At 69.6% G+C, this 15,012-nt stretch carries 14 protein-coding genes; 7 read left to right on the plus strand and 7 right to left on the minus strand.

Annotated features, from left to right (window positions below; translation table 11 throughout):
- Positions 1 to 21: 21 nt before the first annotated feature.
- Together mltA and ABB55_RS13505 are read right to left on the minus strand one after the other, a co-directional pair.
- Positions 22 to 1,113, minus strand: coding sequence for a murein transglycosylase A (mltA, locus tag ABB55_RS13500; protein ID WP_152982039.1), 1,092 nt, complete (start codon positions 1,111 to 1,113; stop codon positions 22 to 24).
- 99 nt (positions 1,114 to 1,212) lie between these two features.
- Positions 1,213 to 1,944, minus strand: coding sequence for a Tim44/TimA family putative adaptor protein (locus ABB55_RS13505; RefSeq protein ID WP_244472034.1), 732 nt, complete (start codon positions 1,942 to 1,944; stop codon positions 1,213 to 1,215).
- Between the two features lie 198 nt (positions 1,945 to 2,142).
- Between ABB55_RS13505 and ABB55_RS13510 the strand changes: the two genes are divergently transcribed.
- Both ABB55_RS13510 and secB read left to right on the plus strand, forming a co-directional pair.
- Positions 2,143 to 2,658, plus strand: coding sequence for an FxsA family protein (locus tag ABB55_RS13510; RefSeq protein WP_054359272.1), 516 nt, complete (start codon positions 2,143 to 2,145; stop codon positions 2,656 to 2,658).
- 143 nt (positions 2,659 to 2,801) lie between these two features.
- Positions 2,802 to 3,281, plus strand: a complete 480-nt coding sequence (gene secB / locus ABB55_RS13515; protein WP_054359273.1) for a protein-export chaperone SecB — start codon at positions 2,802 to 2,804, stop codon at positions 3,279 to 3,281.
- 84 nt (positions 3,282 to 3,365) lie between these two features.
- Here secB and dnaQ read toward each other — a convergent pair whose 3' ends face one another.
- Genes dnaQ through ABB55_RS13540 form a run of 5 tightly spaced genes read right to left on the minus strand, consistent with a single transcriptional unit; the run spans position 3,366 to position 7,064 of the window.
- A complete protein-coding gene (dnaQ, locus tag ABB55_RS13520) occupies positions 3,366 to 4,091 on the minus strand; it encodes a DNA polymerase III subunit epsilon (protein WP_054359274.1) in 726 nt (241 codons plus the stop codon).
- 36 nt (positions 4,092 to 4,127) lie between these two features.
- On the minus strand, positions 4,128 to 4,760 hold the full coding sequence (gene coaE / locus ABB55_RS13525) for a dephospho-CoA kinase (RefSeq protein ID WP_054359275.1): 633 nt from the start codon (positions 4,758 to 4,760) through the stop codon (positions 4,128 to 4,130).
- Entirely contained in the window at positions 4,757 to 5,608 is an 852-nt protein-coding gene (locus ABB55_RS13530) for a shikimate dehydrogenase (RefSeq protein WP_054359276.1), read from the minus strand. The genes coaE and ABB55_RS13530 overlap by 4 nt, the downstream gene beginning before the upstream one ends.
- A gap of 23 nt (positions 5,609 to 5,631) precedes the next feature.
- A complete protein-coding gene (locus ABB55_RS13535) occupies positions 5,632 to 6,225 on the minus strand; it encodes a Maf family protein (protein ID WP_054362044.1) in 594 nt (197 codons plus the stop codon).
- 5 nt (positions 6,226 to 6,230) lie between these two features.
- Positions 6,231 to 7,064, minus strand: coding sequence for a pyruvate, water dikinase regulatory protein (locus ABB55_RS13540; protein WP_054359277.1), 834 nt, complete (start codon positions 7,062 to 7,064; stop codon positions 6,231 to 6,233).
- A 403-nt stretch (positions 7,065 to 7,467) separates the two neighbouring features.
- Between ABB55_RS13540 and hemE the strand changes: the two genes are divergently transcribed.
- From hemE to mnmG, 5 genes are all read left to right on the plus strand, one after another.
- The gene (gene hemE, locus ABB55_RS13545) at positions 7,468 to 8,517 is read left to right on the plus strand and encodes a uroporphyrinogen decarboxylase (RefSeq protein ID WP_054359278.1); all 1,050 of its coding nucleotides are present in this window, start codon (positions 7,468 to 7,470) and stop codon (positions 8,515 to 8,517) included.
- A gap of 4 nt (positions 8,518 to 8,521) precedes the next feature.
- Complete coding sequence (hemJ, locus tag ABB55_RS13550) at positions 8,522 to 9,055, plus strand: protoporphyrinogen oxidase HemJ (RefSeq protein WP_054359279.1); 534 nt, start codon at positions 8,522 to 8,524, stop codon at positions 9,053 to 9,055.
- A gap of 347 nt (positions 9,056 to 9,402) precedes the next feature.
- The gene (rho, locus tag ABB55_RS13555; protein ID WP_054362045.1) at positions 9,403 to 10,668 is read left to right on the plus strand and encodes a transcription termination factor Rho; all 1,266 of its coding nucleotides are present in this window, start codon (positions 9,403 to 9,405) and stop codon (positions 10,666 to 10,668) included.
- Positions 10,669 to 11,388: 720 nt separating this feature from the next.
- Complete coding sequence (gene mnmE / locus ABB55_RS13565; RefSeq protein WP_054362046.1) at positions 11,389 to 12,810, plus strand: tRNA uridine-5-carboxymethylaminomethyl(34) synthesis GTPase MnmE; 1,422 nt, start codon at positions 11,389 to 11,391, stop codon at positions 12,808 to 12,810.
- Positions 12,811 to 13,053: 243 nt separating this feature from the next.
- Positions 13,054 to 15,003: a tRNA uridine-5-carboxymethylaminomethyl(34) synthesis enzyme MnmG gene (mnmG, locus tag ABB55_RS13575; protein WP_054359282.1), complete on the plus strand. Its 1,950-nt coding sequence runs from the start codon at positions 13,054 to 13,056 to the stop codon at positions 15,001 to 15,003.
- The last annotated feature ends 9 nt before the right edge of the window (positions 15,004 to 15,012 follow it).

Below are 15,012 nucleotides of genomic sequence, written 5' to 3' on the forward strand. Positions count from 1 at the left end.
TCGCCGCCCGCCGCCCATCGCTTACTCCTTCGGCACGAGCAGCACGAAGGCACGGGGAACGTCCCGGATCAAGCCGGCGCGACGTCCCGCCTCCGCATCGCAGCCGACGAAGACATCGCCGCGTGCCGGCCCGACGATGGCCGATCCGGTATCCTGCGCCACCATCAGCCGGCGGAACGGCATCCGCGCGCCGTCCGGCCCGAGCGGCAGGTCGGCATCGAGGAAGATCGGCGTGCCGAAGGTGTGCAGCAGGCGGTCCACCGCCAGCGACCGGCCGGGCGTGATCTGCACCCCGGCCGCCGCGACCGCGCCGAGGGTCGGATCGAGATCCGGCGTCTCGCGGAAGAAGATGTAGGACCGGTTCTCGCGCATCAGCGCCCGGCCGCGCACCGGATCGGCCTTCAGCCAGGCGATCAGCCGGTCGGCGGTCATCTCGGCCGCCGGCGCGACGCCGCGCTCGACCAGGAGCCGGCCGATCGAGGTGTAGGGCCAGCCGGCCTTGCCGTCATAGGTCACCCGCAGGGTGCCGCCGCCGGCGAGGCGGATGCGGGCCGAGCCCTGGACATGGATGAAATAGGCCTCGACCGGGTCTTCCAGATAGACCAGTTCCAGCCCGCGACCGGCCAGCGCGCCGTCCTCGATCGCCGCCCGGTCGTGATAGGGCACGATCCCGTCGGCACTCGCCCGCGCGAAGGCGAAGGCCGGATCGAGGCCGGGCGGCCGGTTGTGGTCGCGAATGTCGACGAGATCGTCGGGGCGCCGCAGAAGCGGCACCGTGAAGCGCGTCGTGGGGACGAGCGAGCCCTCGACCTCCGGCTCGAAATAGCCGGTCAGGAAGGGCGCGCCCTCGGCGGGCTCGACCGCGACCGGGCGGAACCGGGTTTCGAAGAAGGCGCGCGCGGACCGGTCGTCGAACGGCGCCGCCGCCAGGGCCGCCCCGGCGATGCGGGCGAGCGCCGCGCCGTCGACGCCGAGGGTCCGGGTGCGCGGCGGGTCGTCGGCCATCCGGGCGGCGGAAAGCAGGAAGGCCGCCATGGCTTCGCCGTGGCGATCCTCGGGCCAGCCGGGGAGGGCGGCGAAGGGCAGATCGCGAAAGCGGAAACCGGTCGGCATGTCGGGCATCGGGCTCGGCGGGGTCGGGGTGAGCCCAGGAACCGGAAGCGCCGGCGCCGGGCCGGGTCGCGATCGGCGCGGCGGCGTTCGGCGGGCGTGTCAGTCCGGCGTCTTGGTTGCGACCAGGTACCAGTTCGGATCGGACGACCCGGCATTGCGTTCGAAGGTCCAGATGTCGACCAGTTCCGAGACCTTGGACGGATCGCCGTCGATGACGTCGCCCTGGGCGTTGCGGGTGACGGTGATCAACTGGCTGACGAAGCGCACGGTGATCTGGACGAAACCGGCGCGCATGCCGGCCTCGACGATCTCGGCCTTGTCGATGCCGACAAAGGTGGTCTCGACCTTCTCGCCACGGGATTCGCGATCCTGGATCGCGGCGACGAAGCCGTCGAAGACCTCCTTGGAAAGGAGCGGGCGCAGGGCCTTGCGATCGCCGACGGCAAATCCGGTCACGATCATCTCGTAGGCGGCGCGGGCGCCGGCCAGGAAGTGGTTCGGCTCGAAGGTGCGGTCGGCGGCCATGACGGCGCGCAGGGCGCGGTCGATCGCACTGCCTTCCGGCACCGGTTCGCCGGGCGCTCCGACGGGCTCCGGCCCGGAACCCGGGGCACCGCGCGGGGGCATCGGGATGACGTTGTCGCGGTCGCCGGCTTCGGGCCGATCGCGGCCCTGATAGGGATCGACCGGCGGGCGCTCGCTGCCTGTCTTGCGGCCGAGCACGCTCCTCAGCCGCAGAAATACGACCACCGCGAGCACGAGGAAAATGATGTTGTAGAAGTCGAGTATTTGACCCATCGTCTCCCGGACCTCGCTCGCGGCGGCGACCATGGAGCGGTCGCGTCGCGTCGTCTGTTATGTAGTCTATCCCGAAGCGGGATCCAGACGGAAGCGCAACAGGATCGACGCGCCGGCGAACACATCCGACGACGGCTCTTCCCTGATGGCGCCGCAATCCCCATGTGGATCTGCGCCCGCCGTCGACGGATGCCGTATCGGACATCGGGACATGACAGAGGATCCGCCGCAATGCCCGCCGGGCTCATCCTGCTTCTGGCCTTCCTGGCCTGGCCGTTTCTGGAGATCGCCGCCTTCATCGTCATCGGGCGCGAGATCGGCATCCTGCCGACTTTGGCGACCGTCGTCGGCACTTCGGTTCTCGGCGCCGTTCTCCTGAAGCAACAGGGCATGGCCGCGCTGATGGCGATCCGGCGCGAAATGCGGCATGGCGAACTGCCGCCGCAGGCGATCGGTCATGCCGCGCTGATCGGGCTGGGCGGCCTCCTGCTGCTGCTGCCCGGCTTCGTCAGCGACATCTTCGGCATCCTCCTGTTTCTGCCGCCGGTCCGCTCCCTGATCCTGGCCGCGCTCGCCCGCAATGCCACCATCGTGGTCGTGCGCGGGCGCCGATCCGGCGTCGGCCGCACGGTGGTCGATCTCGACCCGGAGGAATGGCACGAGACGACCCCGCCGCCACCGTCGCGGTCCGACCCGACCGCGCGGCCGCGCATCACCGGGCCGGACGACGATGCGCGCCGGCCGTAACGGCATGGGCCTCCTGCCCGGCCCGCAAAGGCCCGTCCTTGTGACGGCGGGTGCAACGTGCTAGCGGAATTGCGCCTTTCGGAGCGTGCGACCGTCGACAGCCGGTCCGGCCCACCAATCGAGGACCACGGATCATCATGAGCATGGACGACGGCAACGGCACCAGCATGGGCCCCGGCGAAGGCGCCGCCCCCTCGGTCAACGTGCTGGCCCAGTATGTGAAGGATTTCTCGTTCGAGAATCCGAACGCGCCCCAGTCGCTGCAGCCGCGCGAAGCCGGTCCGCAGCTCAACATCAACGTGAATGTCGGCGCCCGCCCGCTCTCGGCGACCGAGTTCGAAGTCGACCTGTCGCTGCAGGCCCGCGCGGGCCAGGGCGCGGAAGTGATCTTCGCGGTCGAGCTGGTCTATTCCGGCCTGTTCCGCATCACCAACGTGCCGGAGGAGCATCTGCACCCCTTCGTGCTGATCGAGTGCCCGCGGCTCTTGTTCCCGTTCGCGCGCCAGATCGTCGCGGACGCGACCCGCAACGGCGGCTTCCCGCCGCTGATGATCGATCCGATCGATTTCGTCGCGCTCTACCAGCAGAATCTGGCGCAGGCCCAGGCCGGCCAGCCGAACTGATCCCGCGCCGACAGGCCGGATCGCACAGGGCCGTCCTTCGGGGCGGCCCTTTCGTTTGGTGCCGGCGAGACGGCAGGGCCGTCGTCACCGGGAGGCGGCTTCGGCGGCCGGGTCTTCGGACTGGTATTTCCGCCAGACCGAATTCTCGCCGAGCTTGGCGACGAAGGCCTCGTGGGCGGCCTGTTCCTCGGCCGTCAGGCGCGGCGGCAGCGGTTCGGGGCGGGGCCCGACCTGTCGGCGGGACACGCGCCCGCCGCGACTGTTGTTGCCGTCGGAGGCCGCCAGCCCCAAGGCAGCCTGCTTGCCGCCGATCAGCTCGATATAGACCTCGGCGAGCAGCTCGGAATCGAGCAGCGCGCCGTGCTTGGTGCGGCGGCTGTTGTCGATGCCGTGGCGCGAGCAGAGCGCGTCGAGCGAGTTCGGCCCGGCCGGATGGCGGCGCTTGGCGAGCGCCAGCGTATCGACGACCAGATCCGGCGGAACCGGCGGCATGCGCAGCCGGGCGAACTCGGCGTTGAGGAAGCCCACGTCGAAGGACGCATTGTGGATGACCAGCCGCGCATCGCGGATGAAGGTCGCAAAATCCTCGGCGATGGCCGCGAAGACCGGCTTGTCCTTCAGGAAATCGTCGGACAGCCCGTGCACGTCGAAGGCCGCCTTGGGCATCGACCGCTCGGGGTTGATATAGACATGGTAGCTCTGGCCGGTCGGAATATGGTTGACCAGCTCGATGCCGCCGATCTCGACGACGCGGTCGCCGGTGCGCGGGTCCAGCCCCGTGGTTTCCGTATCGAGAACGATTTCACGCATGCTGTGCCACCCGGGTCGAGACCGGATCGAATCGAATCATCCGGGGCGCCGGGAGACAAGGGGCCGCCGGGCGGTTGTCCCCGACGACATCTGCGCGACGACCTTCAGGATGCCGTCGACCTGCGCCTCCGCCGCGGCCAGACCCCGGCCGGTATCGATGAGGAAATGCGCCCGCCGCCGCTTTTCCGCATCCGGCACCTGGCGGGCCAGGATGGCGTCGAGCTTGGCCTCCGTCATGCCCGGCCGAGCCAGCACGCGGGTGCGTTGCACGGCGGCGTCCGCCGAGACGACCGCGACGGCGTGGACCCGCGCCTCGCCGCCGGTCTCGAACAGGAGCGGCACGTCGAGCACCACGACCGGTCGACCGGACCGGCGCGCCGCGTCCAGGAAGGCCGTCTCCTCGGCCCGGACCAGCGGATGCACGATCGCCTCCAGCCGCCGGATCTCGTCGGGACGGCCGAGCACGCAGGCGGACAACCGATCGCGATCGACCACGCCGTCCCGGGTCGTGCCCGGGAAGGCGGCCTCGATCGGGGCGACCGCCGCGCCGCGATAAAGCCGGTGCACCGTCGCGTCGGCCTCGTGCACCGGCACCCCGCGGGCCATGAACATGGCCGCCGTCGTCGACTTGCCCATGCCGATGGAGCCGGTCAGGCCGAGAATGATCATGGTGCGCGCCCCTCGATATCGGCGACGATCCGCGCCCTCAAGCCGGCATCGACGGTCGGCCGGAGCCCGAACCAACGCTCGAAGCCGGGCACGGCCTGGTGCAGCAGCATGCCGAGCCCGTCGACGGTGCGGAGCCCGTAGGAGGTCGCCAGGTCCAAGAGATCGGTCACCAGCGGCACGTAGACGATATCGGTGACCAACGCATCGCCGCGCGCGCCGCGCAGATCGAGGCCGATATCGCCGACGCCCTTCATGCCGAGCGACGTGGTGTTGACCAGCAGACGGGCGTCCCAGAGCAGGGCCTGGCGCGCCTCCCAGGGATAGGCCTCGGTACCGCCGCCGAAGGCATGGGCGAGATCCTCGGCGCGGGCGACATTGCGGTTGGCGATCTTCGGCTGGAAGCCGCGCTGGATCAGCGCCCAGACGACCGCCCGCGCGGCACCGCCGGCGCCGAGCACCAGGGCCGGACCGGGCTCGTTGTCCCAGCCGGGGGCCGTCTCGTCGAGATTGGCCAGAAAGCCCAGGGCATCCGTGTTGGTGCCGCAGAGCTTTCCACCGTCCATCCACAGCGTGTTCACAGCCCCGATGGCGCGCGCGACGGGTTCGACCTCGGCACAGGCGGCCAGGGCGGCCTCCTTGTGCGGGACGGTCACGTTGCAGCCGGCATAGCCGCTGTCGGGAAAGCGCCGGAAGAAGGCGTCGATCTCCTCCGGCGCGACCGCGACCCGCTCGTAGGTGCCGTCGAGACCGTAACGGTCGAGCCAATAGCCGTGGATCAGCGGCGAGCGGGCGTGATCGACGGGCCAGCCGATGACGCAGGCACGGGTGCCGGGCTTGCCGTCAGACATCGACGGAGACGCAGGAGACGAGGTCATGGATCGATCAGGCCCCGGGCTCTGAGTTCGGCGAGGAGCGGCAGCAGCGGCAGCCCCAGGATGGTGAAATAGTCGCCTTCGATCCGGTCGAAAAGCCGGATGCCGAGCCCCTCAAGCTGATAGCAGCCGACGCTGCCCAGCACGGCATCGCCGACGGTATCGAGATAGCGACCGATCGCTGCCGGCGACAGCGGCCGGACGGTCAGACTGGCGGAGGACAGGTGCCGCCAGACCACATGGCCGCCGACGGCGAGCGACAGCGCGGCATGGAGCTGGTGGGTCCGCCCGGCGAGACGCGCGATCTGGGCTTCGGCAGCAACCCGGTCGTCGGCCTTGACGAAGAGCTCCTGCCCGAGCCCGAGCGTCTGGTCGGCCCCGAGCACCAGGTCGGCCGGACGGCGGCGCGACACGGCCAGCGCCTTGGCGTCCGCAAGATGGCTGGCGATCGTCGCCGGATTGGCCCCGCCGCTGCGAAGTGGGGCTTCGACATCCCGTTCGTCGATCCCGGCGCCTTCGACATCGAAGGCGACGCCGGCGCGGGTCAGCAACTCGATGCGGGTTGCGCTCTTGGAGGCGAGGACGAGACGCATGCCGGTCACGCGAGCGGCCCCTTGCGGTCGCGCTGCAGCGCGATGATGCCGGCCGCGGTCTCTTCAATAGAGCGACGGGTCACGTCGATCAGCGGCCAGCCGTTGTCGGCGCAGAGCCGGCGCATCTGGGCGATTTCCTGGGCGATCGCCTGCCGGTCGACATAGCTGGTGTCGAAGGCCCGGCTGCCGAGCGACAGGACCCGGTTCTCGCGGATCTGGGCGATCCGCTCGGGGCTCGCCACCAGGCCGACGATCAGCGGCCGTGTCGCGGCGAAGACCGATTCCGGGATCGGAACGCCGGGGACGAAGGGGATGTTGGCCACCTTGACGCCGCGATTGGCCAGATAGATCGAGGTCGGCGTCTTGGAGGTGCGCGAGACGCCGATCACGACCACGTCGGCATCGTCGGCATCCTCGGCCAGCTGGCCGTCGTCATGGACGAGGGTGAAGTTGAGCGCGTCGATGCGCCGGAAATAGGAGGCGTCGAGCTCATGCTGGGCACCGGCCTTGTAGGTCTGGGCGACGTTCAGATAGGTGCGGAACACGTCATGGACGGGCGACAGCACCGACACGCAGGGCGCGCCCTGATCGCGGCAGAAGCGCTCCAGGCGTTGGGCGAGGTCGGCATTGACCAGCGTGTAGAGGACGATGCCCGGCGAAGCCTCGATCTCGATCAGGGCACGGTCCAGCTGCCGGTCGTTGCGCACCAACGGATGGACGTGCTCGATCGCCTCGATGGAATCGTACTGGGCGGCCGCAGCCCGGGCGACGGTGATCAAAGTCTCGCCCGTGGAATCCGAAACCAGGTGGAGATGGAAGTAGTTGGTGACCTTCTGCACGGAGTTTTCCCCAGCCCGCGGCCGATCCGTGGAAAACCCCGCCGGATCGCGTCTCGACCGGCCAGTCATACCCCTCAGGCGGAAACGATCAACAGGGACCTTGGCCGCAGGTGTTTCCAAGCCGGCTTTTGCCGATCGGTGGGCAAGGGATCCGATCCGCTGCGATGATGGACTCTCTATCCACAGCGGGAGACCTCCGCTAACGATCGTTAATCCCTTGTTTACCGCGGTAAACGAATGGTTAACGCGCAGGCCGTGGATAATTCTACCGCACCGCAACACCCCGCGGCAACGGCCTGTGGCGTTTCACGTGAGTCATTGTGGAGGACGGCCGATCCCGGTAATCCACCTTCATAGAGTCAAAACAATCACTTCGTGAATCAAAGGGTAGAAGGGGAAGGCTGTGGATCAGGACGCGAGCCGGAAAGAGCGCAAGCTGATACGGGTGCTCGACGGCGAGACCGTCTTCCCCCCGCCGATCTGGGTGATGCGGCAGGCAGGCCGGTATCTGCCCGAGTACCGGGCGACCCGAGCCGAGGCCGGCGGCTTCCTGGACCTTTGCTATTCGCCGAAGATGGCGACCGAGGTGACCCTGCAGCCGATCCGGCGCTACGGCTTCGATGCGGCGATCCTGTTCTCCGACATCCTGGTCATTCCGGATGCGCTCGGCCAGCCCGTGCGCTTCGCGGAAGGCGAGGGGCCACGGCTCGATCCGCTCGATCTCGGCGAGGTCGGTCGGCTCGATCCGAGCCGGGTTCTCGACCATCTGGCCCCGGTCTTCGAGGCGGTCGAGCGCATCCGGGCCGGCCTGCCGGGCGAGACGACGTTGCTCGGCTTCTGCGGGGCCCCCTGGACGGTCGCCACCTACATGATCGCCGGGCGGGGCACGCCCGACCAGGCGCCCGCCCGCCGGGCCGCGCTGAGCGATCCGGACGGCTTCGCCCGGCTGATCGACATCCTGGTCGAGGCCTCGATCGCCTATCTGGCGCGCCAGATGGCGAGCGGCGCCGATGCGGTCCAGATCTTCGACACCTGGGCGGGGGTGCTCGACGAGGCGGAATTCGATCGCTGGGTGATCGAGCCGACCCGGCGCATCGTCGCCGGGCTGCGTGCGCTGGTGCCGGGTGCCAGGGTGATCGGCTTCCCGAAGGGGGCAGCGGCCTCGCTGCCCGATTTCGCGGCGCGGACCGGCGTCAACGCGGTCGGGCTGGATTGGACCGTGCCGCTCGGCTACGCCCGCGACGTGCTGCAGCCGCGCATCGCCGTGCAGGGCAATCTCGACCCGCTCAGGGTCATCATGGGCGGCAAGACACTCGACGAAGGCGTCGACCGGATCCTAGAAACGCTGGGTGGCGGGCGGCTGATCTTCAATCTCGGCCATGGCATCACGCCGGACGCCGATCCGGCCATGGTCGGCCGGCTGGTCGAGCGCGTCCGGGCGGCGCGGAGGTGAATCGATGAATTCTGTCTATCGGCAGCGTGGGGCCTCCCCGGCCGTCCGTGCCGCCATCGCCATCGGGGTGACCGTCTCGATCCTGGCCGTGATCATCGCGGTGACGCCGGCGCAGGGCTATCTTTGGATCAAGTCGCTGCATGTCGTCGCGATCATCTCCTGGATGGCCGGCATGCTCTATCTGCCGCGCCTGTTCGTGAACCATTGCAGCGTCGCGGTCGGCTCGCCGGAATCGGTCCTGCTGAAGGGGATGGAGCAGCGCCTGCTGCGCATCATCCTCAATCCGGCGATGATCATCGCCTGGGTGACCGGATTGTGGATGGCCTGGTCGGTGTTCGGCTTTCGCGGCGGCTGGCTGCACGGCAAGCTCGCCCTCGTGCTGCTGCTTTCGGGCGTGCACGGCCATCTGTCGGCCTCGGTCCGGGCTTTCGCGGAGGACCGCAACCGCTACAGCGAAAGGACCTGGCGCGTCCTCAACGAGGTGCCGGCGCTCCTGATGATCGGCATCGTCGTGCTGGTCATCGTCAAGCCGTTCTGAGCCCGCCCGTTCGTCGGGAGCGCTGGCGCGGAGTCCGGATCCGGCCGGATGCTTTTCCTCGGCGCAGGGGGCTTGTTCGAATCCTCGCGCCGGACTAAATTCCTTCCGCCCAGCCCACGCGGACGGAGCGTGGCGCGCCTTGCGCCGCCCCGGCGGACCCCTCAGGATCATCATCCGATCGGGGTCGTCCATCGACCGGATATCGCCCCGCCCGCCTTTTCCCGTCCGCATCCGCGTACTCGTCCCGCTTCCGCGTCCGCCCATCACCGACCGGAACGTCAGACGAGCGGACCTGCTTTCCGAAACGATCGGTCGCAATGCTCACCGCCCCCGAAAGACTCCCGCCGATGCAGCAGTTGAAGCTTCAGGATCTTAAATCGAAGTCGCCGACCGAGCTTCTTGCCTTTGCCGAGGAGCTCGAAGTCGAAAACGCCAGCACCATGCGCAAGCAGGAGCTGATGTTCGCAATCCTGAAGCAACTGGCCGCCCAGGAAGTCGAAATCATCGGCGAAGGCGTCGTCGAAGTCCTGCTGGACGGCTTCGGCTTTCTGCGATCGCCCGATGCGAACTATCTGCCGGGTCCCGATGACATCTATGTCTCGCCGTCGCAGATCCGCCGCTTCTCGCTGCGCACCGGCGACACGGTCGAGGGCCACATCCGCAGCCCGAAGGAAGGCGAACGCTACTTCGCCCTGCTGAAGGTCAACTCGATCAATTTCGAGGATCCGGACAAGGCGCGCCACAAGGTCCATTTCGACAATCTGACGCCGCTCTATCCCGACGAGCGCTTCCGGATGGAGATGGACGAGCCGGTCGGCAAGGACATGTCGTCCCGCGTGATCGACATCGTCGCCCCGCTCGGCAAGGGCCAGCGCGCGCTGATCGTCGCGCCGCCGCGCACCGGCAAGACGGTGCTGCTGCAGAACATCGCCCGGTCGATCACCACCAATCATCCGGACTGCTACCTCATCGTGCTGCTGATCGACGAGCGGCCCGAGGAAGTCACCGACATGCAGCGCACCGTGAAGGGCGAGGTGGTGTCCTCGACCTTCGACGAGCCGGCCGTGCGCCATGTCCAGGTCGCCGAGATGGTCATCGAGAAGGCCAAGCGCCTGGTCGAGCATGGCCGCGACGTGGTCATCCTGCTGGATTCGATCACCCGCCTCGGCCGCGCCTACAACACCGTGGTGCCGTCCTCCGGCAAGGTGCTGACCGGCGGCGTCGACGCCAACGCGCTGCAGCGCCCGAAGCGCTTCTTCGGTGCGGCGCGCAACATCGAAGAGGGCGGCTCGCTGACCATCATCGCGACGGCCCTGATCGATACCGGCAGCCGCATGGACGAAGTCATCTTCGAAGAGTTCAAGGGCACCGGCAACTCGGAACTGATCCTCGACCGCAAGGTTGCCGACAAGCGCACCTTCCCGTCGATGGACATCACGCGCTCCGGTACCCGCAAGGAGGAACTGCTGGTTCCCGCCGACGTGCTCAAGAAGACCTACGTGCTCCGGCGCATCCTGACCCCGATGGGCACCGTCGACGCGATCGAGTTCCTGCTCGATAAGCTGCGCCAGACCAAGACCAATGCGGACTTCTTCGACTCGATGAACACCTGACGGTCTCGCCGTCTCCGGGTTCAAGGTCGACCGAACCACATGGCACAGCGCCTCCCGAGCGCCGCGCCGCAACGGACGAGAATGCCGCCCGGGTCTCCCGAGGCGGCGTTTTCATGAGCGGTGAAGCCCGTTGCTTGGCCGCCCGCGAGGTCTTCGGGTCCGGAACGGATGGGGCCTCTGCTGGCCGGGGTCCCGGATCGCCGGTCGGTCGCGTCGGCGATCTGCCTCGACAACGAAGGCGCCCTCGAGGCTTGCTGCCGAGAGGTCGCCGGGTGGGCCAACACTGCGAGAGGGTGGGACACTTGCCGGACGGATCGGCTGCCGAGGCCGGTACCGGAGGTTCCGTCGGCGGCGGTTCGACCGATCGCTCGGCGCCGGTTGCGGCCGCGGGCATGTCGACGGCGGATCATCCGTCGCGATCGGTCTTGATGGCGGGGAAGGGACGGGCCATCACGGTGGTGCTCTCCGGGCCATCCAAGAGCCTCATGTGCCCCGTATGGCAATCGTGGCAACCGGCACGGCCGATCGAAAGCGGGATCGACCCGACACGGTGGCAGGCGTCGTCGGATATCGGCGCTTCGGGATCACCGCCGGGTAGGGTCTGCAGCATGGCGGAGGGCAGGGGAGGCTTGGGTGCAGTCCTGCGGATCGCCGGTCGCGGCAGGCCTGGCCGATGGCCCGATCCGGCGGGGCGTGCGCGCGTGGAAGGAGCAGGCATCCGTGAGCCGCCGTGACGAGACCATCTTTGCGCTGTCGAGCGGTGCCCTGCCGAGCGGGGTGGCGGTCGTGCGCCTAAGCGGACCGGAGAGTGGAGCGGCCGTGACGGCGCTGGTCGGCCAATGGCCCGAGCCGCGCCGCGCGGCGTTGAGGACGTTGCGCGCCGGGGACGGGTCGGTGATCGACCGCGGTCTGGTCCTCTGGCTGCCCGGCCCGGCGAGTTTCACCGGCGAGGACATGGCCGAGTTCCAGGTCCATGGCGGCCCGGCCGTGGTCGCCGCGCTCTTGGCCCGTCTGGCCGATCTGCCGCGGTTGCGCGCTGCGGAACCGGGCGAGTTCACCCGGCGGGCCTTTCTGGCCGGACGGATCGATCTGGCCGAGGCGGAGGGTCTTGCCGATCTGGTCGCGGCGGAAACAGAGGCCCAGCGGCGGCAGGCGATCCGGCAGTCGGGTGGGGCGCTGTCGCGGCAGGCGGAGGCCTGGCGCACCCGCATCGTGACGATGCGGGCGCTGATCGAGGCCGAGCTCGATTTTCCCGACGAGGACGATGTGCCCGGCTCGGTCAGCGATGCGGTCTGGTCGGAGGCGGCGGCGCTGCTGGCCGAGATCGAGACCGCCCTGGCGGATGCCGGTCGCGGCGAGCGGCTGCGACGCGGCTACGAGGTGGTGCTGACCGGTCCGCCCAATGCCGGCAAGTCGAGCCTGCTCAACGCGCTCGCCCGCCGCGATGCGGCGATCGTCACCGAGGAACCCGGCACGACCCGCGACCTGATCGAGGTGCGGCTCGATCTCGACGGCCTGCCGGTGATCCTGGTCGATTCCGCCGGCCTGCGCGATGCGGCGGGTCGGGTCGAGCAGGAGGGCATCCGGCGCGCCCGCGAGCGGGCGGCCGCGGCCGATCTGGTGCTGTGGCTGTCGCCCGCCGATGCGCCGGTCGAGCCGGAGCGCCCGGCCTCCGGCGTGCCGCTCCTGGTGCTGCGGACCAAATGCGATCTGACTGCCGGTCGGCCTGACGACAGGTCCGCCGGCGTGCCGCCGGCGGAGGGCGACGGCAGCGGCGCGCTTGGCTGGGGCCCGGCCGGTGGCGGCGACAGGGGCGGCGACAGAGCCGGCGCCGGGATGGGCCTGCCCGTCTCGGCGGCGACGGGGGAGGGGCTCGACCGGCTGCGCGCCGAGATCGTTGCCCGCGCCGGCGTCGCGCTCGGGCGCGGCGAGGACCCCCTGATCACGCGGGCCCGGCATCGCGAGGCGCTGACGGCGGCGGCGGACGGGCTTCGCCGGGCCTTGAGCTTCGATACCCTGCCGCTGGAACTGCGTGCCGAGGACCTGCGGGCGGCCGGCGATGCAATCGGTCGCATCACGGGGCGGGTCGGCGTCGAGGATCTGCTCGACGTGATCTTCGGCCAGTTCTGCATTGGCAAGTGATCGTTCCCGATCCGAAACGAATGTTCCACGTGAAACACTCGATTCGGATCCGAATCGGTTCCGTGATGATCGTGACGCTTCAACCCGCGCCCCGGATCCGCTATGGCATGGCCGGGCGGGCGCACCGAACCTCCGGGCTTCGGCACCGGTGCGGCGGCGTCGCGTCGCGGCGCCCGGATCTCGCGGGCTTCTACCGCCCCGGGGCCTGACCCTGTCCGCCGACTGTCTCCGATGGATGTACCGATGACCAGCGACCTGACCTGCGATGTGGTGGTGATCGGCGGCGGCCATGCCGGCGTCGAGGCGGCGACCGCGGCCGCGCGCATGGGCGCCGCTACCATCCTGGTCACGCATCGCTTCGCCACGATCGGCGCCATGTCGTGCAATCCGGCCATCGGCGGTCTCGGCAAGGGCCATCTGGTGCGCGAGATCGATGCGCTCGACGGCGTCATGGGCCGTGCGGCCGATCTCGGCGGCATCCAGTTTCGGGTCCTCAACCGGCGCAAGGGCCCGGCCGTGCGCGGGCCGCGGGCGCAGGCCGACCGCAAGCTCTATGCCGCCGCGGTCCAGGAGGCCGTGCGGGCGACGCCGAATCTGACCGTGGTCGAGGGCGAGGCCGACGACCTAGCGATCGCCTCCGGCGGGCTCGCCGGTGCCCATCTGGCCGGTGACGATCCGGCCAGTCCTCGCCTGACCGGTGGCCGCCTGACCGGTGCCCGCCTGGCCGGTGTCCGTCTGGCCGACGGCCGCCTGATCGGCTGCGGTGCGGCGGTGGTCACCACCGGAACCTTCCTGCGCGGGATGATCCATATCGGCGACCGGCGCGTCCCGGCCGGCCGGGTCGACGAGGCGCCGGCGCTCGGCCTGTCGGCGGCCTTCGAGCGGATCGGCTTCACGCTCGGCCGTCTGAAGACAGGCACCCCGGCGCGGCTCGATGGGCGCACCATCGACTGGTCGGCGGTCGAGATGCAGCCCGGCGACGCGACGCCCGAGCCCTTCTCGATGCTGACCGATCGCCTGCCCAATGCGCAGGTCGAGTGCGGCATCACCCGGACCACGCCGGAAACCCATGCGGTGATCCGGGCCAATCTGACCCGCTCGGCGCTCTACGGCGGCCAGATCCAGGGGCGCGGCCCGCGCTACTGTCCCTCGATCGAGGACAAGATCGTGCGCTTCGGCGACCGCGAGGGCCATCAGATCTTCCTGGAGCCGGAGGGGCTCGACGACCCGACCGTCTATCCGAACGGCATCTCGACCTCCCTGCCCGAGGATGCCCAGGCGGCCCTCCTGAAGACCATCCCGGGCCTGGAGCGGGTCGTGATGGTACGGCCGGGCTATGCGATCGAATATGACCATGTCGATCCGCGCGAGTTGCGGCCGACGCTGGAGACCAAGCGCATGCTCGGCCTGTTCCTGGCCGGCCAGATCAACGGCACGACCGGCTACGAGGAGGCCGGCGCGCAGGGCCTGCTGGCCGGCCTCAATGCGGCGCTGGTCGCCGGGGGCGGGCAGGGGCAGACCATCGGCCGCGACGAGGGCTATCTCGGCGTGATGATCGACGATCTGGTCACGCGCGGCATCACCGAGCCCTATCGGATGTTCACCTCGCGCGCCGAATACCGGCTGACGCTCCGGGCCGACAATGCCGACCAGCGGCTGACGCCCGCCGGTCTCGCCTGGGGGCTGGTCGGCCCGGAGCGCGCGGCGCGGTTCCGGGATCGGCTCGCGGCGCTCGACGCGGCGCGCGGCCTGGCGCGTGCCCTGACGCTGACCCCGTCGGAAGCGGCCCGTCACGGCATCGCCGTCAACCAGGACGGCGTCCGGCGTAGCGCCTTCGACCTGCTCGCCTATCCGGATGTGACCGTCGAGCGGCTCGCCGTGGTCTGGCCGGAATTCGGCTCAATCGCGCCGTCGATCGCCGAACAGCTCGAAATCGATGCCGCCTATGCGGTCTATCTCGATCGCCAGCGCACCGATATCGAGGCCCTGCGCCGCGACGAGGCGGTCGCCATCCCGGACGGCTTCGCCTATGAGGGGCTCGCCGGGCTCTCCAACGAGTGCCGGCAGCGGCTGATCGAAGCCCGTCCGACGACGCTCGCCCAGGCGGCTCGTATCGAGGGTGTCACGCCGGCAGCCCTGACCCTCATTCTGGCGCATGTCCGCAAGGCTGCGGCGGCGGGATCGGCGGCGTAGACTGATCCT

The sequence above is a fragment of the Prosthecodimorpha hirschii genome (assembly GCF_001305515.1).
Lineage (GTDB): Bacteria > Pseudomonadota > Alphaproteobacteria > Rhizobiales > Ancalomicrobiaceae > Prosthecodimorpha > Prosthecodimorpha hirschii.